Source organism: Amycolatopsis sp. NBC_00345 (assembly GCF_036116635.1).
Taxonomy (GTDB): Bacteria; Actinomycetota; Actinomycetes; order Mycobacteriales; family Pseudonocardiaceae; genus Amycolatopsis.
Map to the genome: position 1 here is coordinate 2307396 of NZ_CP107995.1, position 23724 is coordinate 2331119.

Annotated in this window: 23 protein-coding genes and 1 pseudogene; 15 read left to right on the top strand and 9 right to left on the bottom strand. The window is 71.4% G+C overall.

The genetic code is table 11. The features are described 5' to 3' along the window. Positions 1-123: 123 nt before the first annotated feature. Positions 124-1146 carry a S1 family peptidase gene (locus OG943_RS10210; RefSeq protein ID WP_328609475.1) on the bottom strand — a complete coding sequence of 341 codons (1023 nt, stop codon included), beginning with the start codon at positions 1144-1146 and terminating at the stop codon, positions 124-126. Between the two features lie 185 nt (positions 1147-1331). Between OG943_RS10210 and OG943_RS10215 the strand changes: the two genes are divergently transcribed. The 3 genes and pseudogenes from OG943_RS10215 to mdoH all read left to right on the top strand — a co-directional run. Continuing rightward, complete coding sequence (locus OG943_RS10215; protein ID WP_328609476.1) at positions 1332-1556, top strand: hypothetical protein; 225 nt, start codon at positions 1332-1334, stop codon at positions 1554-1556. Between the two features lie 205 nt (positions 1557-1761). Beyond that, the gene (locus OG943_RS10220) at positions 1762-2652 is read left to right on the top strand and encodes a glycosyltransferase (RefSeq protein WP_328609477.1); all 891 of its coding nucleotides are present in this window, start codon (positions 1762-1764) and stop codon (positions 2650-2652) included. A gap of 12 nt (positions 2653-2664) precedes the next feature. After that, positions 2665-3612: pseudogene (gene mdoH, locus OG943_RS10225) on the top strand (glucans biosynthesis glucosyltransferase MdoH); the annotation flags it as partial. Positions 3613-3771: 159 nt separating this feature from the next. Here mdoH and OG943_RS10230 read toward each other — a convergent pair. Next, the gene (locus OG943_RS10230; RefSeq protein WP_328609478.1) at positions 3772-4377 is read right to left on the bottom strand and encodes a TetR/AcrR family transcriptional regulator; all 606 of its coding nucleotides are present in this window, start codon (positions 4375-4377) and stop codon (positions 3772-3774) included. Positions 4378-4476: 99 nt separating this feature from the next. Here OG943_RS10230 and OG943_RS10235 point away from each other — a divergent pair, with 99 nt between their 5' ends. The 9 genes from OG943_RS10235 to OG943_RS10275 are packed head-to-tail and all read left to right on the top strand — an operon-like array spanning position 4477 to position 13363. Continuing rightward, the gene (locus tag OG943_RS10235; protein ID WP_328609479.1) at positions 4477-5268 is read left to right on the top strand and encodes an MlaE family ABC transporter permease; all 792 of its coding nucleotides are present in this window, start codon (positions 4477-4479) and stop codon (positions 5266-5268) included. Then, positions 5268-6119, top strand: coding sequence for an MlaE family ABC transporter permease (locus OG943_RS10240; RefSeq protein WP_328609480.1), 852 nt, complete (start codon positions 5268-5270; stop codon positions 6117-6119). The genes OG943_RS10235 and OG943_RS10240 overlap by 1 nt, the downstream gene beginning before the upstream one ends. Further along, positions 6116-7351: an MCE family protein gene (locus OG943_RS10245; protein ID WP_328609481.1), complete on the top strand. Its 1236-nt coding sequence runs from the start codon at positions 6116-6118 to the stop codon at positions 7349-7351. The genes OG943_RS10240 and OG943_RS10245 overlap by 4 nt, the downstream gene beginning before the upstream one ends. Then, positions 7348-8358: an MCE family protein gene (locus tag OG943_RS10250; RefSeq protein WP_328609482.1), complete on the top strand. Its 1011-nt coding sequence runs from the start codon at positions 7348-7350 to the stop codon at positions 8356-8358. The genes OG943_RS10245 and OG943_RS10250 overlap by 4 nt, the downstream gene beginning before the upstream one ends. Further along, on the top strand, positions 8355-9347 hold the full coding sequence (locus tag OG943_RS10255; protein WP_328609483.1) for an MCE family protein: 993 nt from the start codon (positions 8355-8357) through the stop codon (positions 9345-9347). Before OG943_RS10250 ends, OG943_RS10255 begins: the two co-directional genes overlap by 4 nt. Beyond that, the gene (locus OG943_RS10260; protein WP_328609484.1) at positions 9344-10429 is read left to right on the top strand and encodes an MCE family protein; all 1086 of its coding nucleotides are present in this window, start codon (positions 9344-9346) and stop codon (positions 10427-10429) included. The genes OG943_RS10255 and OG943_RS10260 overlap by 4 nt, the downstream gene beginning before the upstream one ends. Further along, on the top strand, positions 10426-11469 hold the full coding sequence (locus OG943_RS10265) for an MCE family protein (RefSeq protein WP_328609485.1): 1044 nt from the start codon (positions 10426-10428) through the stop codon (positions 11467-11469). Before OG943_RS10260 ends, OG943_RS10265 begins: the two co-directional genes overlap by 4 nt. Further along, positions 11466-12620 (top strand): MlaD family protein, encoded by a 1155-nt coding sequence (locus OG943_RS10270; RefSeq protein ID WP_328609486.1) that lies wholly within the window; start codon positions 11466-11468, stop codon positions 12618-12620. The genes OG943_RS10265 and OG943_RS10270 overlap by 4 nt, the downstream gene beginning before the upstream one ends. Further along, positions 12620-13363, top strand: a complete 744-nt coding sequence (locus OG943_RS10275) for a hypothetical protein (protein WP_328609487.1) — start codon at positions 12620-12622, stop codon at positions 13361-13363. The genes OG943_RS10270 and OG943_RS10275 overlap by 1 nt, the downstream gene beginning before the upstream one ends. 10 nt (positions 13364-13373) lie before the next feature. Here OG943_RS10275 and OG943_RS10280 read toward each other — a convergent pair whose 3' ends face one another. Further along, positions 13374-14030 (bottom strand): TetR/AcrR family transcriptional regulator, encoded by a 657-nt coding sequence (locus OG943_RS10280; RefSeq protein ID WP_328609488.1) that lies wholly within the window; start codon positions 14028-14030, stop codon positions 13374-13376. Between the two features lie 94 nt (positions 14031-14124). Between OG943_RS10280 and OG943_RS10285 the strand changes: the two genes are divergently transcribed. After that, positions 14125-15177 carry an oxygenase MpaB family protein gene (locus tag OG943_RS10285; RefSeq protein ID WP_328609489.1) on the top strand — a complete coding sequence of 351 codons (1053 nt, stop codon included), beginning with the start codon at positions 14125-14127 and terminating at the stop codon, positions 15175-15177. Between the two features lie 41 nt (positions 15178-15218). On the opposite strand, the gene OG943_RS10290 is transcribed toward OG943_RS10285, so the two are convergent. The 5 genes from OG943_RS10290 to OG943_RS10310 form a co-directional block, all read right to left on the bottom strand. Continuing rightward, entirely contained in the window at positions 15219-15920 is a 702-nt protein-coding gene (locus OG943_RS10290) for a TetR/AcrR family transcriptional regulator (RefSeq protein WP_328609490.1), read from the bottom strand. Continuing rightward, a complete protein-coding gene (locus OG943_RS10295; protein ID WP_328609491.1) occupies positions 15917-16372 on the bottom strand; it encodes a hypothetical protein in 456 nt (151 codons plus the stop codon). Before OG943_RS10295 ends, OG943_RS10290 begins: the two co-directional genes overlap by 4 nt. A 16-nt stretch (positions 16373-16388) precedes the next feature. Then, positions 16389-17480 (bottom strand): oxygenase MpaB family protein, encoded by a 1092-nt coding sequence (locus tag OG943_RS10300; RefSeq protein ID WP_328609492.1) that lies wholly within the window; start codon positions 17478-17480, stop codon positions 16389-16391. A gap of 112 nt (positions 17481-17592) precedes the next feature. Beyond that, positions 17593-19341 carry a multicopper oxidase family protein gene (locus OG943_RS10305; RefSeq protein WP_328609493.1) on the bottom strand — a complete coding sequence of 583 codons (1749 nt, stop codon included), beginning with the start codon at positions 19339-19341 and terminating at the stop codon, positions 17593-17595. A gap of 120 nt (positions 19342-19461) precedes the next feature. Next, entirely contained in the window at positions 19462-20022 is a 561-nt protein-coding gene (locus OG943_RS10310) for an HAD family acid phosphatase (protein ID WP_328609494.1), read from the bottom strand. A gap of 140 nt (positions 20023-20162) precedes the next feature. Here OG943_RS10310 and OG943_RS10315 point away from each other — a divergent pair, with 140 nt between their 5' ends. Then, complete coding sequence (locus OG943_RS10315) at positions 20163-21032, top strand: helix-turn-helix domain-containing protein (protein WP_328609495.1); 870 nt, start codon at positions 20163-20165, stop codon at positions 21030-21032. Between the two features lie 60 nt (positions 21033-21092). Here the strand turns inward: OG943_RS10315 and OG943_RS10320 are convergent, their stop codons facing one another. After that, the gene (locus tag OG943_RS10320) at positions 21093-22043 is read right to left on the bottom strand and encodes a LysR family transcriptional regulator (protein ID WP_328609496.1); all 951 of its coding nucleotides are present in this window, start codon (positions 22041-22043) and stop codon (positions 21093-21095) included. A gap of 128 nt (positions 22044-22171) precedes the next feature. Between OG943_RS10320 and mdlC the strand changes: the two genes are divergently transcribed. Continuing rightward, complete coding sequence (mdlC, locus tag OG943_RS10325; protein ID WP_442874779.1) at positions 22172-23719, top strand: benzoylformate decarboxylase; 1548 nt, start codon at positions 22172-22174, stop codon at positions 23717-23719. The last annotated feature ends 5 nt before the right edge of the window (positions 23720-23724 follow it).

The window sequence follows — 23724 nt, forward strand, 5'->3', positions numbered from 1 at the left end:
GTAATTTTTGGTTTATTCTCGGCGCGGTTCCGTCATTCCGTGACATATCCGGGAATCCCGAAGGCCGCCTCCGGAAGATTTCCCGGAGGCGGCCTGGGGTCATTCAGCCGCTTTTGGCGGAGCTCACGCCAGGGTGAGGCCGTAAGCCGAAAGCTCACGGGTCAGCGGGTAGAAGTAGCTCACCGACGGGCTGCCGCCGGAAAGCGTGCCGAGGCCCTTCGAACCGTCGTACGCCGGGCCGCCGGAGTCACCGTGGTCGGTGTGGGCGGTGGTGCCGAACTCGTGGTTGAGCACGCCGACGTCGAAGTTCACCGACTGGTCGACCGAGGTCACCTGGCCGGTGCCGCCACCGGTGGTCGAACCCTGCTTGGAGATGCGCTCGCCCACCTTCGGGGCCGCGGCGCTGGTGATGGCCTGGCCGGTGTTGATCCGGCCGGGCCCGGTGCCGTTGGGGCGGGTCAGCAGGCCGGAGTCCGCTCCGGGGCAGTCGCTTTCGACGACCCGCGCACCGCTGACGTCGCCGCCGCTCCAGGTGCCGCCGAGGTTGGTGCAGTGGCCGGCGGTCAGCAGGTAGGGGGTGCTGCCGCGCTTGACGTTGAAGCCGAGGGAGCAGCGGCCCTGGCTGTTCTGGATGGCGTCGCCGTCGGCGATGTAGAGCTCCAGCTTGCCGGTCCGGTGCTCGATCCGGACGCTGTCGCCGTACTGCTTCGTCGCGGTGGTGACCTTCTCCGCGGTGGCCGGGGTCGCCGCCGAGTAGACGGTCACCACGACCTGGTTGGTCGAGGTGTCGATGCCCCAGGCGGTCTGCGGGACGTCACGGACCGAGTCCAGCTTTTCCTTGACGCCGGTCAGCGCCGCGGAGCTGTGCCTGACCTTCTTCGCGGTGAGCCCGGCGGCCCGGACCTTCTGCGCGCCTGCGTCATCAAGGACGTTGACGACGGCCTTGCCGTTGTCGAGGTAGTAATCCCCGGACGCGTCCCCCAGCGAGGCGACCACCTGATCGGCCTGCGCGATGGCCGTGTTCTGGGCGAGCGCGAACGCGGCTTCGCCCGACAGCGGCGCGGCACCGGCGGGCGCGGTGCAGAGCGCACAAGCGAGAGCGCCTGCGGCGAAAGCGGTAAAGGCGAATTTCTTCCGTGCGGTCATCAACATCCTCCGAGCGGGGTTTGGGAAGACGAAAAGAGCTGCGGTGCGCGCACAAAGGGAAGCAGGGAAAACTATCCCCAGCATCGGAGTCGGACACCACCCACGAAAGTCGCCTCTTCACCCAAACTTCACATCGCTTTCCCGTCGCCGTCCGGACCGCCGCAAGCGGTCCTGGCCTCCTTCTGATGAAGACGGCACGAGCGGTACTGATGGTCGCAGCGCTCACCGCGGCCGCCGGAGTACTCGGCGCGACCGGCGCCTCGGCGTCCCCGGCGATGATCTTCAGGTCCACTTCCCAGGGCGCGATGGCCTGGTTGGCGGCAACGCTGCCGGTGGCCGGGACGACCGCGGTGGACACGCTCGACCAGCTCGGCCGCACTTCGGGCAAGGTCGTCATCAAGGTGACCTGAAGTAGTTTTTATCCATTAGGGCAGACCGAATAGCCATCGGTTGACGTGGTGCAGAATCCGGACACATCCTCGGTTTTGTTCGGAGCTCGCCATTTCGTTTCAGCCCGTTGGAGATCGTGTGGGTCCCGATAGTGACAGACGACCACTGTGTCGTGCTCCACAGCCGGTCAGTCTGTCCGCGGCGGAACGCGCGGACTGAGCGGCGATGGATGTTCAGACCGGAACCGCCGGGCTTGACGCGGGGGAAGCCCGGCTGCCGGCCGAATCCCCGCTGGCCATGCCAGAGCAGTCCCTGCGTGAAGGCAGCCTGCGTGTGCGCCGCCACCGCACCTCGCCGCGCCTGATCGGCCTGCGCCGCCTGTACATCCTGGCCGGCACCGCGGCGATGACGGCCGCGGCCTCCTTCATGATGTGGAGCGCGCTCTCGGCCGACGGCGTCACCGTGCTGGAGCTTTGTTTATTGTCGCTGTTCACGGGCTTGTTCGCGTGGACCGCGCTTTCCTTCACCAGCGCCGTGGCCGGCTTCCTCACCGCTGTGTTCAACCGTGGTCACCGGCTGGGCATCGACCCGGACGCGCCATTGCCGGCTGTGCACAGCCGGACCGCGCTGCTGATGCCCCTCTACAACGAAGATCCGGGCCGGGCGCTGGCCGGACTGCGCGCGATCTATGAATCGGTGGCCGAAACCGGCTCGCTGGACCGGTTCGACTTCTTCGTGCTCAGCGACACGCGCCGCGAGGACATCGCGCGCTCCGAGGAACAGGTTTTCGCCGAGCTGCGCGACACCGCGCGGGATGGCCACGAGCGGCTGTTCTACCGCCGCCGTGGCGACAACGGCGGCCGCAAGGCCGGAAACATCGCCGACTGGGTGCGCCGGTTCGGTGGCGCCTACCCGCAGATGCTGATCCTGGACGCGGACAGCCTGATGTCCGGCGACACCATCGTGCGCCTGGTCGCCGGGATGGAGAACAACGCCGGCGTAGGCCTGATCCAGACCCGGCCGGCGGTGATCGGCGGGCACACCCTGTTCGCCCGGACGCAGCAGTTCGGCGGCCGGGTCTACGGCCCGGTGATCGCCCGCGGCGTGGCCTGGTGACATGGCGCGGAAAGCAACTACTGGGGCCACAACGCGATCATCCGGACGCGCGCCTTCGCCGAACAGGCCGGCCTGCCGGCGCTGCCCGGACGCAGGCCGTTCGGCGGCCACGTGCTCAGCCACGATTTCGTCGAGGCCGCGCTGATGCGCCGCGGCGGGTGGGCCGCGCACATGCTGCCGTACCTGAAAGGCAGTTACGAGGAAGGCCCGCCCACCCTGGCGGCCCTGCTGGTGCGCGACCGCCGCTGGTGCCAGGGAAATCTGCAGCACGGCAAGGTGGTGGGCAGCCGTGGCCTGCACTGGATCAGCCGCGCGCACATGATGATCGGCATCGGCGACTACCTCACCGCGCCGATGTGGGCCCTGCTGATGGTGGCCGGCATCGCCGTGCCGCTCTCCCAGGGAGGCGTCGCGCAGGGCGAGGAACAGGTGGTGGGCCTGTTCGGCGTCACGATGGCCGTGCTGCTGGCGCCGAAGGTGCTGGGCTACCTGGCTTTGCTGTTCGACCCGGCCGGCCGCCGCGGCTGTGGCGGCGCCGCCCGCGCGTTCCTCTCCATGGTGGTGGAAACCGTGCTGTCCGCTCTGCTGGCACCGGTGGTGATGTACGCGCAGTCGCGCGGGGTGGCCGAAGTACTGCTCGGCAAGGACTCCGGCTGGGACGCGCAGCAACGCGACGAGGGCAGGCTGCGCTGGTGGGCGTTGCTGAAGAGCTACGGCTGGCTGAGTGTGCTGGGTGCTTTCATGGGTGCTCTGGCGTGGGCGGTGTCCCCGGCGCTGGCGGTGTGGATGTCGCCGCAGGTGGTGGGCATGGTGCTGGCCGTCCCGCTGGTGGCGCTGACCTCTTCTCGCGGCCCGGGCGGCCGGCTGCACCGGCTGGGCCTGCTGGACATCCCCGAGGAGAACGCCCCGCCGCCGGTGCTGGCGCGCGCGGCACAGCGCGGAGAAGGCGCGGGTCAGTAAGGGGCTGGCCGGTCAGCTTGAGCGGGGTGTGGGGGTAACCCGTCGCTGGAGTCTCGGGTTACCTCGGCGCGGACGGCTTCGACGAGCGTTTCGACTTCGGGCTGGACCTGATCCTCAGTTCGTGACGATGATCGCCACCGATCCGTGCTCGTGACCCGCTCAGTCGGCCTTCGACAGCTGCCCGAGGTGCTCCGCCAGCATCCGCGAAGACCGCTGGCCAGCCGGGCCGAGCAGCTGCGGCGCCCCGCCGGTCACCACGCCCAGCCCACCGATCAGCACCAGCAGCCGGTCGGTTTCGTGCGCCGGATCCAGGGTCGCGGGCAGCTCCCCGCGCGCGATGGACTCGGTGAACGCGTGCTTCAGCCAGGCGGTCAGGGCGCCGTAACCGGATTCGCGGCCTTCGCGGGCCACGAGGCGGTGCGCGCCGCGGTCGCCCCAGAAGGCGAGCCAGACGGTCCAGGTGTGGAGGCGGTCTTCGTCCAGGGGCAGCAGCGCCTGGGCGCCGCGGCTGATCGCGTCGAGGCCGGTGCTGCCGTGGACCGCGTGGACGATCCGCTCGGCCGCGACCTTGTTGTTGTAGCGCAGGACCGAGGCCATCAGCTCGGCCTTGTCCTCGAAGTAGTGCGTCACCGAGCCGGTGGTCACCCCGGCTTCGGCGGCGACCGCGCGCACGGTCGTGGCCGGCACGCCCTGGACCGCGACGAGGCGCCACGCCGCCGCGATCAGGCGATGGCGGCTGCCGGGGTCCCGCGTGCGACGTGCCACGAATGGATCCTAGCGGGCATAACAAACGTTGCGTAACCTGCGTCACGTAACACTCGTTCTTACTTTCGAGTAGGCAGTGACGCCGGCGAGGGAGGACGCATGACCGCACCGCCGCGTGGACGCACGGTGACCGAGGTCGGCGTGCTCTTCGGCTTCGGCGCCGACGCCGTCGTCGCGGCCTGGCGGGCGGTGCGGCTCGGCCGGTTCGCCTGGCGCGAGGCCGTGGGGCAGATGTGGTTCCTCGCCGGGGTGACCGCGCTGCCCTCGGTGCTGGTGATGATCCCGTTCGGGGTGGCGGTCGCCGCGCAGGTCGGCTCGCTCACCGCGCAGATCGGCGCGCAGGCCTACAGCGGCGCGGTGGTCGGGCTGCTGGTCGTCGGCCAGGCCGCGCCGCTGGTCTGCGCGCTGATGATCGCCGGGGTCGGCGGGTCCGCGATGTGCGCGGACCTCGGCGCCCGGACGATCCGCGAGGAGACCGACGCCCTCGAGGTGATGGGGCTGCCGGTGCTCGAACGGCTGGTGCTGCCGCGGGTCCTCGCGGCGGTGGTGGTCACGATGCTGCTGGACGCCCTGGTCATGGCCCTCGGGATCACGGTGAGCTTCGTGTTCCAGGTCAGCGGCCAAGGCGTGGCCGCGGGCAGCTTCCTCGGCACGATGACGGACTTCGCGCACCTGTCGGATTTCGTTGTCTCACTGGTCAAATCGGCGGTCTTCGCGCTGCTCGCCTCCGGTGTCGCGTGTTTCAAGGGGCTCACCGCGAAGGGCGGGCCGGCGGGCGTCGGCAACGCGGTGAACGAAGCCGTGGTGCTCGCGTTCCTGCTGGTGTTCATCGCCAATATCGGCATCGGCGAGCTGTACGCGCTGATCGCGCCGCCGGACGGTGGGGCCTGATGGTCTTCCCGCTGACCCGCAGGCTCAGCCGGCCGGCGCACCGGGTCCACCGGGCGCTCGCCGAGTGCGGAGCCCAGTTCACGTTCTACGCCAAGGCGATCGCGGACGTGCCGGTCGCCGTCACCCGGCACTGGCGGCACATCGTGCGGCTGATCGCCGAGATCAGCTTCGGCTCGGCGACGCTGCTGGCCGGGGGCGGCGCCGTCGGCGTCGTGTTCGCGATGAGCTTCGTCACGGGCTCCCAGATCGGGCTGGAGGGCTTCCGCGGACTGGACCTGGTCGGGCTCTCCCCGGTGTCCGGCGCGATGTCCGGGCTGGTGAACACGCGCGAGCTGGCGCCGGTGGTGGCCGGGATCGCGCTGGCCGCCAAGGTCGGCACCGGGTTCACCGCACAGCTGGGCGCGATGCGGATCGCCGAGGAGATCGACGCGCTCGAGGTGATGTCCGTGCGCTCGCTGCGGTTCCTGGTGACCACGCGGATGGTCGCCGCCTTCGTCGCGGTGATCCCGCTGTACCTGGTCGGCCTGTTCGCCTCCTATGTCGCGACCCGCTTCGTCGTGGTCGAAGTGAACGGGCAGTCCGGCGGCACCTACGACTACTACTTCCACCTCGTGCTGCCCCCTCAGGACATCGCGCTCTCCCTCGGCAAGGCCCTGCTGCTGGCGATGATCGTGACGATGGTGCACTGCTACTACGGCTATCACGCCTCCGGCGGCCCGGAAGGCGTCGGCCGGGCGGCCGGACGGGCCCTGCGCACGAGCATCGTGCTGATCATGGTCGCCGACATCCTGGCCACCTTCGCCTTCTGGGGCGTCTTCCCGACGCTTCCCGGCCTCGGGGCGGGCCAATGATGGCGTTGCGCGGAATTCTGGGCCTGATCGCCGCGGCGGCGCTGATCGGGTTCGTGATCGCGTACGGCGCGGGGGCGTTGAACACCGATCCGCGCGTGGTTTCGGACCTGCCGCCGCAGAGCGCCGGGATCGCCGAACGGTCCACTGTGGAATACCGCGGCGTGGTAGTCGGCACGGTCGAATCGGCGAGCGGCGACGCGCACCGCACCCGGCTGGTCCTGCGGCTCTCGCCCGGGCAGGCGGGGCGGATCCCGGCCGGGGTGCGCACCCGGGTCCTGCCCCGCACCCTGTTCGGCGACCAGTACGTCGACCTGGTGCCGCCCGAGGTCCCGTCGGGGCACCTGGACCTCGGGGCGCCGATCCCGCCGGACGACTCGGCCGGCACCGTCGCGCTGTACACCGCCTACACGCGGCTTTACGGTGTGCTGCAAGCACTGCAGCCGGCCAGGATCACCGCCGCCCTGGCGACGGTGAGCGAGGCGCTGGACGGCCGGGGAGCGCGGCTCGGCCGCCTGATCGACCAGGCCCACGACCTGACCGACGAGGCCCCCGCCCTGCTGAAGACCTTCGGCGACACGTTGGGCTTCGTATCCGATCTGAGCAGCCGGCTCAGCGACGTGGCGCCGCAGGGCATCCAGGCGCTCAAGGACGCGACGGTGCTCTCGGAACACCTGACCGGGCACCGCGAAGACATCGAAGCACTGCTCAGCGGCGGGCTTGCGCTGAGCGATCAGGCCCGGCAACTGCTGGACGGCAACCAGGACCGGATCATCAAGATGGTCGACAGCGGCGGGAAAGTCCTCGGCACCACCGCACAGCACGCCTCCGGGCTCGGCGACCTCCACGACGGGCTCGACCGGCTGCTGACCGCCCTGCCGGGGCCGTTGAGCCAGGGGCCGTGGCTGTCGACCGAATCGGACGTGACCTTCGAGGGGAACCGGCCGTACACGGGAGCCGACTGCCCGCGGTACGGCGAGCTGACCGGGCCGAACTGCACAGTGTCCCAAAAGGATGTTCCCGAAAAGGAGCCGCCGCCGAACGGTGCGTCCACAAAGGATAGTACCGCGCCGGGCGGCACGTCCGGCCCGGTCGGCAGCGAGCAGGAGGCGGCCGCGCTGAGGGCGTTCGCGGCGCGGCTGCCGGACGCGGCCCCGGCTTCCGCCTCGCGGGACGGGCTGCTCGGCCTGCTCGCGGGCCCGCTGCTGCGCGGTGCGGAGGTGCTGGTGCCATGAGGCGGGGCGAACTGATCCGGACGCTGGTCAAACTCGGCGCGTTCGCCGTGGTCTGCGTCTTCTGCGCGGTATTGGTGACGAACACGCTGACCCGGCCGCTCGGCCAGGCGGCCACCGGGTTCACCGCGCTGTTCACCGACGCGGCCGGGGTGCGGCCGGGCAGCGACATCCGGATCGCCGGCGTGCGGGTGGGCCAGGTGGACGCGGTGAAGGCCCGCGACGGCGTCGCGGTGGTGTCCTTCGAGGTGACCGACGACCAGCCCGTGCCCGCCGACGTCACCGCGGCGGTCCGGTACGCCGATCTGCTGGGGGAGCGGTACATCGCGCTGTCCGCGGGTGGCGGGCACGCCGGTGCGCTGCCGCCGGGCGCGACCGTGCCGTTGGAGCGCACGAAACCGGCACTCGACCTCACGGCGCTGTTCAACGGGTTCAAGCCCGTCTTCCAGCTGCTGCAGCCGGCGGAGGTGAACCAGCTGGCGAAGGAGATCGTCGCGGTCTTCCAGGGCGAGGGGCCCACCATCAACGCACTGCTGTCCAAAACGGTCTCGCTGACCCGGACCTTCGCCGGGCAGGACCAGGTGATCGGCCGGGTGCTGGCCAACCTGCAGCCGGTGCTCGACACGATGATCGGGCACGAGCAGGACTTCAAGGACCTGGTCAGCGGGCTCGGTGCGCTGGTGCACGGACTGGCCGGCAACCGCCAGGAGATCACCGACGCGCTGGACAGCGGCGCCGAGCTGTCCGCGACCGTCTCGGACCTCGTCCGCGCGGCCCAGCCGGCCGCGCAGCGGGACATCGCCGCCCTCAACGAGTTCTCCGGCGCGCTGGTGACGAACCAGCGCCCGATCGCCGAGGCGCTGGGCGACCTGCCGAAAGCGCTGGGCAAGCTCGACACCGTGCTCGGGTACGGGGCCTGGGCCAACGTCTACTTCTGCGGCCTGGGCATCAACCTCGGCCCGGCCACCATCGACCTCGGCGCCGGCCCGCATTCGGCGGTGTGCCGATGAGGACGCCGTTCCGGCACCGGGACCCGGCCCGCCTGGCCGGGGGCGGGATCGCGCTGCTGCTGGTCACGCTGGCGGTCACCATCGGCCTGCCGCAGCTCGTCTTCTACGGGCGCACGGCCGAGTACTCCGCCGAGCTGGCCAACGCCGCCGGGCTCCGCGCCGACGACCAGGTGCTGATCGCCGGGGTGCCCGCGGGCCGGGTCGCCGCGATCACCCTGGCGGGCGACCGGGTGCGGATCGGCTTCCGGCTCGACCGGGACCAGCCGCTCGGCACGGCCACGACGGCGGCGGTGAAGATCCAGACCGTGCTCGGCAAGCGGTACCTCGACGTCCACCCGGCCGGCGGGCCGCCGCTGGCGCCGGGCGGCACCATCCCGCTCGCCCGGACCTCGGTGCCGTACTTGCTCGACGACCTCGGCCGGTCCGCCGCCGCGACCACCCAGGGGCTGGACCTCGGCGGCCTGCGCACGATGATCACCACCCTGCAGGCCAACGCGCCCGACGCCCGGCTCGCAGGGGAGGCGCTGCAGGGCGTCGGCGCGGCCACCGCGGTGTTCGACAAGTACAGCCGGCAGCTCCAGGACCTCCTGGCCGGCGCCAAGGCGGTCACCGGCACCCTGGCGGGCCAGCAGGACAGCCTGGTCCGGCTGCTCGGCGACACCGACCTGATCACCAGCGCGCTGGTCCGGCGCAAGAACACGCTGAACACGCTCATCAGCCAGGTTTCGGCCACGAGCGGCAGCATCCGGTCCTTCCTGGACACCAACCGGCCGCTGCTCGACCCGCTCCTGGACCGGCTCGACCGCGCACTGCGCGTCCTCGCCGACAACCGCGCGCAGCTGGACCGGACCGTCGAAGAACTCGCGCCGACCGGCCGGTACCTGGCGAACGCCACGGGCAACGGCCCGTGGCTCGACACCCTCGGCCCCGCCGGCCCGGTGCCCGACAACGTGCTGTGCCTGGCCGGCCTGGTGAAGGGGTGCAAATGAGCGCGGCGGCGAAAGTGGTGAGCCTCTTCTGCGTGTGCGGCCTGCTGGTGGCCGGCGGCTTCCTGCTGCTCCGGCCGGCGCCGCAGACGACGGTCGTCGCCGAGTTCACGCAGGCCGAGGGCATCTACCCGGGCAGCAAGGTCAGTGTGCTCGGGGTGCCGGTGGGCAGCGTCGGCGCGGTCGAGCCGGACGGCGCCGGGGTCCGGGTCACCCTGTCCCTGCCGGCGGGCACCGGCGTGCCCGCGGACGCGCAGGCCTGGGTCATGTCGCCGGCGGTGATCAGCGACCGGTACGTCGAGCTGACCCCGGCCTACACCCACGGCGCGCGGATGCCGGACGGCGGCGTGATCCCGGCCGGGCGGACGCATTCGCCGGTGAACTGGGACCAGCTGATGAGCTCGCTGAACACCCTGCTCACCACGTTCGCCCCCGGCACCGCGGACCAGGGCGCGCCGCTGGGCGAGCTGCTGCACTCGACCGCGCGGCTGCTGGCCGGGCACGGGCAGGAGTTCAAGGACGCGGTCACCCGGATCGACCAGAGCAGCGGGTTCGCCGCCGGGCAGCTGCCGGACGTGGCGGGCCTGCTGGACACCCTCGGCGGGCTGGTGTCCACACTGGACAAGAACAAGTCCGCTGTGGACTCGGTGACCGCGTCGGTGAACCTGGCGGCGGACGAGTTCGGGCGGCAGCAGGACGCCGTCGCGTCGGCGATCGGCGACCTCTCCGTGGCGATGGACGATCTCGCGAAACTGCTGAAGGACCACGGGGCGACCCTGACCGAGGACGTCACGCTGGCCGGCACGCTCGCCGGCGACCTGGCGCGGCGGCAGCAGCAGCTCGCGGAGATCCTCGACACCTTCCCCCTGGCCGGGCAGAACCTCGGCAACGCGATCTCACCCGACGGACGGCTCCGCGTCCGGCTGGACTTCTCCACCAACCTCAGCCAGTTCGAGGCCGGGCGGGCGCTGTGCGAAAAGTTCCCGATCCCGCTGTGCTCGGGCGCCGGGCTGGTCAACCCGATCGCCTTCCCGCCGGACGCGGGCGATCCGCTCGGCCTGCCGGTCTCGAAGGGCGCGAAATGAGGAAGATCGCCTACTGCGCGGCGGTGACGCTGGTGGCCACCACGGTCGGCGGCTGCGGGGTGAGCCTGCAGAACCTCGACCTGGGCCGGGATGTCGACGGGCCCTCCTACGAGCTGAGCGCGGTGTTCACGGACGCCTCCGGGCTGCCGGTCGGCGGGCAGGTCAAGCTGGGCCCGGCGGAGGTGGGCCGGGTCGTCGCGATGCGGTCGGAGGACTTCACGGCGCACGTGACGCTGCGGCTGCGCCAGGACGTGCGGCTGGCCGACGGCACCCGCGCCGAGCTGAAGCTGAGCACGGCGCTGGGCGACCAGTACGTCGACCTGCAGCCGCCGGCCGAGGCGGGGGCGGGGTTCCTGGCCCCGGGCGGAACCATCCCGGTCGCCGACACCACGCGCGGGCCGGACGTAGAAACCACGCTGGCCACGCTCGGCACGGTGCTCGACAACAGTGGTTTCGAGCATGCCAGGACGATCGTGACCGAGCTGAACACCGTGCTGTCCGGCCGCGAGGGGAAGGTCCGGGACCTGCTCTCGCGGGCCGACGGCATCCTCGGCACGCTCGAGGACCGGTCGGCCGACTTCACCCGCGCCCTCGGCTCGATCGACCGGCTGAGCAAGCTCGCCGCGGACAACAAAGCCGTGCTGGACCAGGCTTTCGGGCAGATCACCCCGGCGATCGAGATGCTGCGCGGCGAGCAGGGCTCGCTCGACGCGCTGCTGGCGGGGCTGACCCCGCTGGCCAAGAGCGCGAACGACACCCTCGGCCGGGCCGAGGACACGGTCGCCGGGATGACCCGCGACCTCGGCCCGGTGCTGGACGCGCTGAACGGGTTCAGCGGCCACCTCGGCGACACGCTCGGGAAGCTCAAAACGGTGACCGGGCTGCTCGAAAACGCGGTCCCGGGGGACTACCTCGACATGCGGCTCACCCTCGACGTGCCCGGTTCGCTGGTCTCGCTGTTCAGCCCGGCGACGGTGTCGGCGCTGGGCTCCGGGGTCACCGGCGACCTCAGCGGGCTGTTCCTGGGCGGCACCCGGTGAACCGGCGGCTGCCCTGGGTGCAGCTGGCGGTCTTCGTCGTGATCGGCGGGTTCTGCTCCGCCTACCTCGCGGTCACCGCGGTGGGGCCCGCGCAGTTCCGGGCCGCCACCTCGGTGACCGTGGAGATGCCCGACGCCGGCGGTCTCTCGCCGGGCGCGCCGGTGACCTACCACGGGGTGCGCGCGGGATCCGTCGACGCGGTGCGGCTGCGCGAAGACGGCCTCGGCGCGGACGTGCGGATCAGCATCGACGGGAAGCTGCGGGTCCCGGCCAGCGCCACCGTCGCCGTCACGCAGGACACCGCCGTCGCGCTCAAGCATCTCGACCTGCGCCCGGCCGACGACCGCGGCCCCTACCTCGCCGACGGCGGGGTGATCCGGGCCGGGCAGGTCGTCCGGGCGCTGCCGCTGGAAACCTTGCTGGCCAACCTGGTCAAGGTGACCGGCAGCGTGGACCCCGGAGACCTCACCACGATCGCCGACGAACTGTCGGCCGGCCTCGCCGGCACCGCGCCGCAAGCGGAGTCCCTGATCGACCGGGGCGAGCAGATCACCACCGAGCTGGGCCGGATGCGGCCGACCGTCACCACGCTGCTGACCGGGGCCGGCTCCTTCCTGGGCCAGGGCACGGGCGACCGCCTGCCCGCGCTGGTGAGCTCGCTCGGCCACCTGACGGCGGAACTCCGCGGCCTCGAACCGAAAGCGACGCCGCTGCTGGAAAAGGCCCCGGCCCTGCTCGACCAGCTCGTCCCGCTGCTGCGGGACAACCAGCAGGGCGTGAGCGTGCTGCTCGCGAACCTCGTGTCGCCTCTGCAACTGGTGGCGAGCCGGACCGACGCGCTCGGCGAGCTGCTCACGGCCGTGCCCCAGGGGCTCTCGGACCTGGCGAAGGCGGGACGGGGCGACCACGCGGTGCTCACCCTGGTACTGGCCCAGGGCGGGCTCTGTTACTACCCGGCGCAGCGGCGCACGCCGACCGACACCGCCCCGCGTGATCCCGGGCTGGACTACGGGTGCACCGGCGGCCAGACCGGCGGCTTCGGCGTCCGGGGCGCCGCGAACGCACCCCGCCCGGACCCCGGGCCGGCCGGACCCCCGCCCGCCGCGGGCACCGGCTCGTGGCCAACCCTCTATTCCCAAGGAGCGCGATGATGAAGAAGGCAGCCACCGGTGTGGTGAAAACCCGGACGAGGGCGGTGGCCGGCCGGAAACCGGCGGCTCCGGTCGTGCCTTCGCCCAGCCCGCGGCTCAGTCCCCAGCCCAGTCCCAGTCCCCGGCCGCGGCCGGAGGTCCTGGCCGAGCCGGTCGAGGAGCCGGTGTCCACCGTGGACTCCATGCCCACCGCGGAGCCGGTGTCCACTGTGGAACCGGTGGCGGCGGACGAGGCCGGGGAACCTCCGGCCGCGCCGGCGAAACGCCGGTGGCCGCGGCCCCGCGTGATCGTCGCCGGTCTCGTCGCGCTCGTGCTGCTCGGTGCCGCCGGATTCGCGGGATGGCAGTGGTACCAGCAGCGTCAGCTCGAATCCGACCGCAGCGAGGCGGCGGACGCGGCGAAGCTCTACGCCGCGGACCTGACCGATTACGACTACGGGAAGATCGCCGAGAACTTCAAGACCGTCGCGGCGAACTCCACGCCGAACTTCACCCAGCAGTACCAGGCGGTCACGAACAACCTGACCGGGGTGCTGGCCCAGTACAAGGCGGTGTCGAAGAGCAAGCTGGTGCAGGCCGGGATGGTGTCGGCGACCGGCGACCGCGCGGTGGTCCTGCTGGCGGTGGACCAGACCATCACCAACACCAACAGCCCGCAGCCCCGGGTCGAGCGCAACCGCATGCAGCTCACCCTGCTCAAGCAGGACGGCAAATGGCGCCTCGACGACGTGCAGCTGGTCTGAGCGGCCGGGCTCAGGCGTCCGACGTCCGGCGCAGGGCCAGCCCGACGGCGGCCCGCAGCGAGGCGGTGATCCGTTCGGGGTGGAACCGGTCGGGGTCGGTGAGCACCAGGCGGGCCGCCGACTCGAACAGCGCGACCAGGGTGTGCGCGACGATCTCGGGGTCCAGCTCGGGCGGGGCGGACAGCGCGCCGAGGAATCCCCGGGCCAGTCCTTCGGCTCGGCCGAGCACGAGGGTGCGCGCGCGGTCGCGGGCCGCGTGGAACTCCGGCGGCATCCCGGGCGCGGGCATGACGACGCAGAGCCAGCGGTCGGGGGTCGCGCGCACGGCGGACAGGAAGCCGTCCAGGGTCCGGGCCAGCGCGTCGCCGACGTCCGGCGGGCCGGCGGCCGGTTCCAGGTCCAGCGCCGCCATCACCTGCTCCATCGCCTGCCCGGCCTCGCGCTGGAGCAGGTCGTCCAGCAGTTCGGCGCGGTTGGCGTAGATCCCGTAGACGACGGGCTTGGTCACCCCGGCCTGCTCGGCGACCGCCTCCATGGTCACGGCGGTGTGGCCGCGGGCCGCGACGAGGTGCAGCGCGGCGTCCAGCAGCTGGGCGCGCCGCTGTTCCGCCGGCACGCGGGGCGCGTAGGCCCGGCGTTTGCGGCCTTCGGCTGAGCTGGTGGGCACCGCGTTCCTCCTCGGGTTGGTGGACAGGAAAACTACGGTACCGTAGGATAATGCTACGCGAGCGTAGTAATTGGATTGCGTGAAGGAGCTTGGGATGAGCCGCAGCAAGGACGTCACGCCTGCCGAGGACTACGGGTTCTTCGGGCCGGGCTCGATCACCTGGAAGGTGTGGGGTTACCCGACCTCGCTCACGGTCGGCCTGCAGCGCGCGGTCGTCGTGGAGGAGATGGATCCCGCGCTGGTCGCGGCCGTGACGGAGACGCACGGCATCTACGACCGCCCGCGCACCCGCTACGACCGCACGGTGCGGTACTTCGCCATGGTGGCCTTCGGGGACAGCCGGTCCACCTCGAAGGTGGCGGACGTGCTGGTGAAGGTGCACTCGCGGGCGGTCGGGATCGAGCCGTACAGCGGCGCGGTCTACGACGCCAACGACCCGCGGTCGCAGCTGTGGATCCTGCTCACCGGCTGGCATTCCGTCCTGCACTCCTACGAGAAGTACGGGCCGGGCAAGCTCACCCCGGAAGAGGACGCGCGGTACTGGGCCGAGTGCGCGGTGGCAGCGGAGCTGCAGACCTGCGACCCGGCCGACGTGCCGCGGGACAGCGAAGGGGTGCGCGCCTACTTCGAGCGGATGCGTCCCCAGCTGTCGGCCTCCGAATACGCGCGCAACGCGATGAACCACCTGCTCAATGGCGAAGCCGCGCTGCCGCCGGTGCCCGCTTTCGCCCGCCCGCTGGCGAAGCTGGTCTCGCGTGCGCTGCGCGCCGCCACCCTGGCGACGATGCCCCGCTGGATGCGCGAGGCAGTGGGCATCCACCAGTCACGCCTGGTCGACGCCCTGATCACGCCGGGCGCCCGCACCGTCTTCCGGCTCCTGCACGTCAACCGCCGGGTGGAGCTGCGGCTGCTGCGTTTCCTCTCGCCCGGCACGTTCCCGGTGGCGGCGCCGGCCCTGGCCGGGGTGCCCGCCGTCAACCCCGCGGTACTCACCCCGGCCGAGGCCCGCGAACGTTACGGCTACGACAAACCCGCCGAGGCGCACCTCGAACTGCGCCGCCGCCAGCGCGACCGGGCCCTGGCCGGCACCACCCCCAGCGACGACGTCATCCGTGACTCACAACCGGTTCTGGGGCCGATCGCCTGACCGCCGCGAGGACCGGAATCTTCCGTGGCGTGCGTCTCGGATCACGGTTCCTCGGCGGATGCCGGTTTCCGGAGTCCTTCGATGATCAGGTCGGCGACGGCTTCGGCGTGCCGTTCGATCGCGGCGGGTTCGAAAGGCGAGTCGCCGAACAGCCGCCGGGTCATGCCTTCTTGGCTGAACATCGCCCCGCCGCCCGAGGTGATCAGGTAGTACAGGGTGTTGGCGGGCACGTCGCGGAGCCGGCCCGACTCGACCAGTTCGCCGTACAGCGGGGCGAAGGCAGTCAGCACCGGGAGGACAAAGGTCTCGAGGAGGTGGTCGAGCCGTTCGCTCTGCTGTCCGGCTTCGCTGGTGATCACCCGCTGGAGGTCCGGGTTGCGCGCCGAGAAGCTCACGAACGTACGGACCATGGTCCGCAGGCGGACCTCGGGATCGGCGGTGGCGTCGTCGGCCTGGGCAAGCTCGGCCACCAGACCGCCGAAGCCCCAGTCGACCGCCGCGTGCCAGACGCCGTCCTTCGACCCGAACCGTTGGTGCAGCAGGTTGTGGCTCACCCCCAGCGAGCGGTTGAGATCCCTGACCGAGACGCCCTGGTAGCCGTGGACGGCGAAGGCGTGCAGCGCCTCGGCGAGCATGCGGTCTTCCGTCGCCGGCGCGGCTCCGTTCTTCGGCCTGCCGCGCCGTCTCGGCCCCACCTCGGTCATGTCCGCGATCCTACCGGCGGCCCGGCGGTCCCGGTTCACCGCTCAAGGACTGCTTTCACCGCCTCCAGGTACCCCTCGTGCGCCGATCCGTCCGACAGATTCGCGAGCATGGACTCTTCGACGTCCGCGGTGTCGTCGACCAGTACCGACATGTCGCGGCGGAAGTATGTCCCTTGTGGATGGTCGGTGAAGGTGTACGCGATCTGGCAGCGGACGCCCGCGGTGAGGAGGCGGTCGGTTTCGATCACCCAGGTGTGGCCCGGCGCGGCGAGGGTGGCGAGCCACTCCGTGCGGAATCCCGTCGGGTCGTCGGGCGGGCGGATGACTTCGATCCACCGGGCACCGGCTGCGGCGGGTGCCTGCGTGGCGCCTTCGACCGCCGCGGTCACCGGGTGGGTGCCGACCCAGTTGGCCGGTGTGGTGACGAATTCGTAGACCTGGCCGGGGTTTCGTCCGATGGTGGTCTCCGCGCTGGTCTGCACGATCCGCATGAACTGTCCTTTCCGGTCAGGCTTTGACGGCGGCTTCGTGCTCGTAGCCCGTCAGCTCGCCCGGGTCGGCGTCGGCGGCACGAGCGTCCGCGATCTGTTTGGCCTGGTTGCGTTGCCAGGCTTCGGGATCCTGTCGGAGTTTCGCGCGTCGGGCTTGGACGACGCGGATGGCCGCGGAGAGCACGCCTTCGGCCGGACCGGCGGCGGGCAGGCCGAGTTCGTCGCACAGGGTGTTGCCGTGGAACCGGCGGGTCAACGCGTACATCGTGTGCAGGCCCAGGTGCGGCGGGATCGAGAGCACTTCGTGGAGTACGTCTACGACTGCCTCGATGGTGGCTTTCGCGAGCACGCCGGATTCGGGGATGAGGGGGCCTGTGACGGTTTCGAGGAGGTCGTCCACGCGCTTGGCTTCGTCGTGGCCGGCGATGCCCTCGATCAGCCGCGGGTCGATGCCCAGGACGTGCCCGACGTACCACCAGTAGCGGTAGAGCGAGTGTTGTTCGGTGCTGGTGAGGTCGAAGCCCATGAGCGCCTCGGCCCGGTAGGAGGTCACGGTGAAGTCCATCCAGGTCCGGGCGAGGTCGACCTGGTTGATGGGGGCGCCGAGGGCGGCCTCGTCGTACCCGCGGGTCCGCGCGAGACGCCGCATGTGTGCGTGCAGCATCCGCACCTGGAGCGTGCCGATGTAGCCGGGTGCGCCGCGGCGCATGGCGCCGGGCAGAGTGGCGATGCGGACCCACTTGCCGGTTTCGTCGATCCGCCTGCGGGCGCCGTCGATCAGGCGTCCGGTGGTCGCGAGGACCGTGGAGATCGAGGGTGATTGGTACACGCGGACCAGCGCGCCGGCCGATAGGGAGATGGCGTGTACCGGATTGGGCATGCTGTACTGCGGCAGCGGTCCGTCGTCGAGGAGCGCGTCGTCGACGTAGTCCGGTACCGATTCGGCTTGGGTGAGTAGCGCGGCGACGGCCGGTGGCGGATCCGTGAGCGAGGCGAGGCCGTCCGCGATTCCTTGCGCGAGCGCGATTCGCACGGTTCGGCCGTGCTCGTGGATTTCGTCGACGACGGCGTCGGCGAGCGGGTCGGCTGTGGTCAGTGCCCAGGCCATCGGGTCTGCCCGGTCCGTGCCGAATTGGGCGGCCACGGTCGATCGCCGGCTGCGCTGCGTGGGCCAGGCCGGTGCTTGCGGTGTCTGTCCGATACTCACGGGTCGCTCCGATCTAGGCGCTGACCAGGCGATAGCGGGCCATCATGCACTGGTCTTCGTGGTCGATGATGTGGCAGTGCCAGACGTAGCCCTGCAAGTCCATACCGGACGGTGCGCGGAACACCGCGTCGGGATCGAACCCGAGCTCGTCGGCGGTCGGGAAGCGGACCACGAAGCGGGTGACCATGTTCTGCGGGCAGCGGATCGTGTCCTTGGGCCCGGCCTCCCAGGCGGCCGGGGGCTGCGGCCGGCCGGTCAGGAAACGGTTCGCCGACGGCGCCCAGAAGGTGCCCTGCTCCGGGCGCGGGTAGGCGCGCAGGTAGCCCGCGAGGTCGAACGCCTGGCGGTTGAGAATCCGCATGTTCACCAGGTGCAGGTGGATCGGGTGGTCCTCCAGTGACGCGTTGACGACCTCCCACAGTTCCGTGGTGCCCTGCCGGGGTGTCACCATGGGGTCCTGGCCGTAGCAGAGGTTGTTCAGCCCCATGCTCACCGGCGGCCAGGTCTGCGCGAGGGCCTGGGTGAGCGAGACGACCCGGGTGCGCGTGGGCGCCTGCACCGCGGGGAGCGCCGTCGGCTGACGGGCGCCTCCGCGCAGGCGGTCGGGCAGGCTTCCGGTGTCCCCACTCGATCCGGTGCCGACAAAGCGCACAAGGTCACGCAGCGCCTCCGCCCCGGTCGCGGCCCGGACGGAGACGGCTTCTTCCTGATCGTTGGTCAGCTCGACGGTCTCCCCGGAACTGAGGCCGGAGAAGTCCACCACGAGGTCGATGCGTTCCCCCGGCGTCACGCGCACCTTCGTGGTGCGCACCGCCGAGTCGAGCAGGCCGCCGTCATTGCCGATCACCCAGAACGGCATCCGGTTGGTGAAGAACAGGTGGTATCCGCGGACATTGGACGCGTTGAGCACCCTGAACCGATAGCGGCCCCGGGCCACCCGGAAATAGGGCGACACCATGCCGTTCACCGTCATCCGGTCGCCGATCATGCCGCCCTCCCAATGCCCTTGGGGGACGTAGCGGACGGTGCGGAAGTTCAGCGACCCGTCGTCGTGGAACCGCCGGTCGGCCAGGATCAGCGGGATCTCGAACTCGCCGCTGGGCAGGCCGAGCGGGTTGTCCGCGGTGCCCGTGTCGAACTCGTCTCGCAGGAAGTACATCCCGGCCAGACCGGCGACGACGTTGAGCCTGGTGATGCCCATCGCGTGGTCGTGGTACCACAGGTTCGCCGCCTGCTGGGGGTTCTCGTGCCGGTAGGCCATCGAGCTGCCGGGCCGGAAGGTGTCCTCGGGATGCCCGTCCATTTCCGGGCTGGTGACCGCGCCGTGCAGGTGCACCGAAAGCCGCGGTTTCGTCCGGTCCTCCTCGGACGCCCCGTCCAGGCTCGGGTCGACGTCCGCGGCGAACAGGTGGGTGCCGAGGGAGTTGTCGAAGGTCAGCGCGATCGGCTGGCCGGTGTGCGCCTCGAGCGTCGGGCCGAGGTACTCCTGGCCGCCGTAGGACCAGGTCGGCGCGGTCCCGAGGTCGCGGTGGAACCGGTGGCTCGACGCGGCGACGGCCAGCGTCCGGTCGCCCGTGAGGACCGGCGGGACGGGCATCTCGTCGACGTAGGGAGTCAGTGCCGGCGAAGGAAAAGTGAGGCCGCCCTCCGGTGGCGGCGGGGGCAGCGCGGCAAGAGCGTGGCCCGGAGTCTGGATCGCCACGCCCGCGGCCAGGCCGAGTCCGGTCGCCAGGAAGCCACGCCGGGACAGGTAACTCGTCATGCGTGCGAACGTAGGTTCGTAAGTTGTCACCTGTCAATATTTAGCTCTGGTTGTCACCACTTCGGGGAGTATGCGGAAGTGCGCATGACAAGCTGCTGACCCGTCCGGCTCACCCGCGGCTCAGGACAGCTGCCCGTCGTAGTCCGGCAGTTTGAAGCCCTTTTCGTAGTTGCCGCCGGTGAAGTCGCCGGGGCGGTTGCCGACGTTCGCGATGATCGTGTAGCCCGCGGCCGCGTATTCCTTGCGGCAGCGCTGTTTCGTGTCGGTCGCGTGCTCCTCGCCGTGCTCGCGCACGCAGACCTGGTCGACGCTGTACCCGACGTCGGTGAGTGCGCTCCTTGCCTCTGCGGCGTCGCTGCGGTAGCTGGCGACGAGCACGCTGACGCCGAGTTCCTTGGCGTGCTGCGCGAAGTGGAGGACGTCCGCGGTGGCGTGCCCGGGCTGGTAATGGGTTTCGAGGGCGGTGTTGTCGATATCGGTGACGATGGCGAGCTTCGTGCCGCCTTCGCCGACCCGGTCGTCGAGGTAGCCGATCCCGCCGTCCATGGCCTGGTCGACGTCCGAGAGCCAGGTGTCGAAGCTCGGCACTCCGCTCGCCGAGGCCGGCGCGGCCGCCCCGGTGGCGACAGCGGCGCAGGCCAGCGCGACCGTCGCGACGCGGCCGATCAGATGGTTCCGCATAGCGGTTCTCCTTCGTCGGTGACGGCAACTGTGCTGCCGGAGGGGATGCTACGGACGCCGTGTGCTGGGTGAACCCGGCGAAAGTCGTTAACAGAGTCGGGCAGCTGGCGTGGCGCCGCCGCGGCGTGAATCATGGGGCGGTGCCCGAGACGACGTTCGCCCGCGCGCTCACGGCCGCCGCCGGGGAAGCCGGCCTCAGCCTGCGGCAGCTCCAGTACGCGCTGGCGCGTCGGGGCACGACGGTGAGCGTGGCTACCTTGAGCTACTGGTGCAGTGGCCGGAGCCAGCCCGAACGAGGTGCGCCGGCCGCGATGGCCGCGCTGGAAGACGTCCTCGGCGTACCCGCCGGAGAGCTGGCCGGGCTGGTCGGCGAGCGCCGGCCTCGTGGCCGCGGAACCCCCGCCGCGCAGGAGGTGCATCGGCTCGCGAACGTCTGGGGAGGCCCGGACTCGCTCCGCGACGCGCTCGGCCGGCTCACCGTCCCGCCGCTGCGCACGGTCGCCCGGCACGAGACGCTGTTCCTCGACCACAATGGCGCGAACCGGCGGCTGGTCACGTCGGTGACGCTGCGCGCGACCGGGCCCGCCCGGACCGTGGTCGCGCTCGTCCGCGGCACCGCGACGGACCGGATCCCCACGCTCGGCCGCACCCGCGGCTGCTCGCTGCGCCGGGCGCACGTCGTCGCCGATCAGGGGATCGCACTGCTGGAACTGGACCTCGGCCGGTCACTGTCCACAGCGGACACCCGGCGGATCTGGTACGAAGTGCTGTTCGACGACGACGTCCGCAGCGACCATTGGTTCCACCGCCCGTACCGCACCCCGGGCGAGTTGCGGGTCACCGTGGTGTTCGAAACACCCGCGACCCCGGCCGAGGTCACCGTGGTGGCGCCCGGCCCGCACCCTGGCCCGCACCTTTCCCGGGCCAGGGCAACGGCTTCCACGCGCAACGCCCGCCCGGGCTGCTTCGGGCTCCGCTGGAGCTGGCCCGGACGACCGGTTGGTCCCTGAAGGCCACCTTGAGGGCATTTACGTCCCTGAAGGTGGCCTTCAGGGACCTTGGGAATGCGGTCAGAACGGATGCCGGGCCGCGCGTTGGTGGTTGTCGGCGGGCCGGCTTCCTGGAGGCGCGCTGAGTTTCTGGTGCAGGAACTCGACCAGCCAGCGTTCGGCGGGGGAGCGGGATCGTTCGGGGCGGGCGTAGAGCGCGATCTCCAGTGGCTCCAGTGCGATCGGCAGCTCCAGGAGGCGCACGGGGTGGCTGGCGGCGTAGGCGCGGCCGGCGAGCTCCGGGACGATGGCGACGAGTTCGGAGTGCTCGACGAGGTAGGGCACCACGGAGAACTTGGCGACCTCCAGGACGACGCGGTCGAGCAGGTCGAGGGTCGCCAGCGCGAGTTTGGGGCCGATGTGGCCGGACGGGCCCTCGACCAGCACGTGCCCTTCGGCGCGCAGTTCCGCTCTGCTGATCGCCGGACCGTGGACGCGCGGGTGGCCGTCGGCGACCATGGCGAGGTAGCCCTCGGCGAACAGCGCGAGCCGGCGGATCTGCGGCGCGGACACGACCGGGGTCGCGACGAACGCGTCGATCTCGCCGCGGTCGAGCTGCCGCGGCGAGTCGGCGAGGTCCAGCGGACGGATCGCCAAGGACACTCCGGGCGCGAGGGCGCGCAGCGGCCCGACCAGCAGGGGCAGTAAAGACGCCTCGCCCAGGTCGGACAGGCCGATGGTGAACCGGGCCCGCGCCGTGCCGGGGTCGAACGAGGACGCCGGGTCGACGGCCTGCTCGATCCCGGCGAGCGAGTGCTGCAGCGGATCGTAGAGCCGGTCCGCGAGCGCTGTCGGCACCAGGCCGTGGCGGCTGCGGTGGAACAGCACGTCGTCGAACCGGCGGCGCAGCTTGCCCAGCCCGTAGCTCACCGTCGGCTGGCTGACGTGCAGGGCCGCCGCGGTGCCGGTGACGCTGCGGGTCTCGTAGAGCAGGACGAAGACCCGGACCAGGTTGAGGTCGAAGTCGGTCATATTCATCTCATCTATGCGGCAGCGGCAAAACATCTATTGGATAAGTACTACACCCGTCTCTACGGTGAAGCACACCGCGACGGACCAAGGAGGGTGCCGTGCTGATCCGCGAGCTGGCGCACGAGGTGATGCGACGGCAGGGGCTCGACACCGTCTTCGGGAACCCCGGCTCGAACGAACTGCCGTTCCTCACCGGGCTGCCCGCCTCGTTCCGCTACGTGCTCGGCTTGCACGAGGGAGCCGTGGTCGGGATGGCCGACGGCTACGCCCAGGCGACCGGCCGCCCGGTGCTGGTGAACCTGCACGCCGCCTCCGGCTCGGGCAACGCGATGGGCGCGCTGACCAACGCCGTGTACAGCCGGTCCCCGCTGGTGGTCGTCGCCGGCCAGCAGGTGCGCCCGGCGATCGGCGCCGAGGCCATGCTGTCCAATGTGGACGCCACTGCGCTGGCCAAGCCGCTGGTCGGCTGGGCCGCCGAGCCGAGCTGCGCGGGCGACGTCCCGCGTTCGCTGACCCAGGCGATCTTCGAGGCCCGGTTGCGGCGCTGTCCCACCTACCTTTCCGTCCCGTACGACGACTGGGCGGCCGAGGCGGACCCGGGTGCGGAAGCGGTCCTCGCCCGCACCGTCCGGCGGTCCGCGTGCCCGGGCCCCGCCGAGGTCGAGGCACTGGCCGCCGACCTGCGCGCCGCCCGCCGGCCGGCCCTGGTGCTGGGCGGCGACCTCGACAGCGACGGCCACTTCGACGCGGCGACCGCGCTCGCGGAACGGCTGGCCGCACCGGTCTGGGCGGCGCCGTCGCTGTTCCGGCTGCCGTTCCCGAACCGGCACCCGCTGTTCCGGGGCGTGCTGCCCGCCGGGATCGCGCCGGTCGCCGACGCGCTCGCCGGCCACGACCTCGTGCTGGTGCTGGGCGCGCCGGTGTTCCGCTACCACGAATACCTGCCGGGCGATCACCTGCGCCCCGGGGTCCGGCTGGTGCAGGTCACCGACGACGCCTCGGCCGCGGCCCGCGCCCCGGTCGGCGAAGCCCTCGTCACCGACCCGGGGGCGGTGATCCACGCCCTGCTCGACCTCCTGCCGGAACGCCCGCAGAAGCATTGGGAGCACACGGTTCCGGCGGCTCCGGCCGGCGGGACCGGCGCGTTGCTGCATCCCGAGCAGGTCTTCGCCGCCCTGCGCGAAACGCAGCCGCCGGACACCAGCTACGTGGTGGAATCCACCTCCACCAACGGTTCCTGGTGGCGGCAGATGGACCTGCGCCGGCCGGGCTCGTACTACTTCCCGGCGGCGGGCGGCCTGGGCTTCGGGATCCCAGCCGCGGTCGGCGTCGCGCTGGCGCGGCCGGACCGGCCGGTGGTGGGCGTGATCGGCGACGGGTCCGCCAACTACGGCATCACCGGCCTGTGGACCGCCGCCCAGTGGCGGTTGCCGATCACGTATGTGCTGCTGCGCAACGGAACCTACGGTGCGCTGGAGTGGTTCGCCGGGCTGCTGGGCACACCGGACGTGCCGGGCACGGCCATCCCCGGACTGGACTTCACCGCCACCGCCCGCGGATACGGCGTCCACGCCACACACGCCGAGGATCTGGCCCAGCTGCGCGCGCTGCTGGCCGAACCGGCCGATGGGCCGAGGCTCATCCAGGTCGACACCGCCGTGACCACCCCCGCCTGATCGGA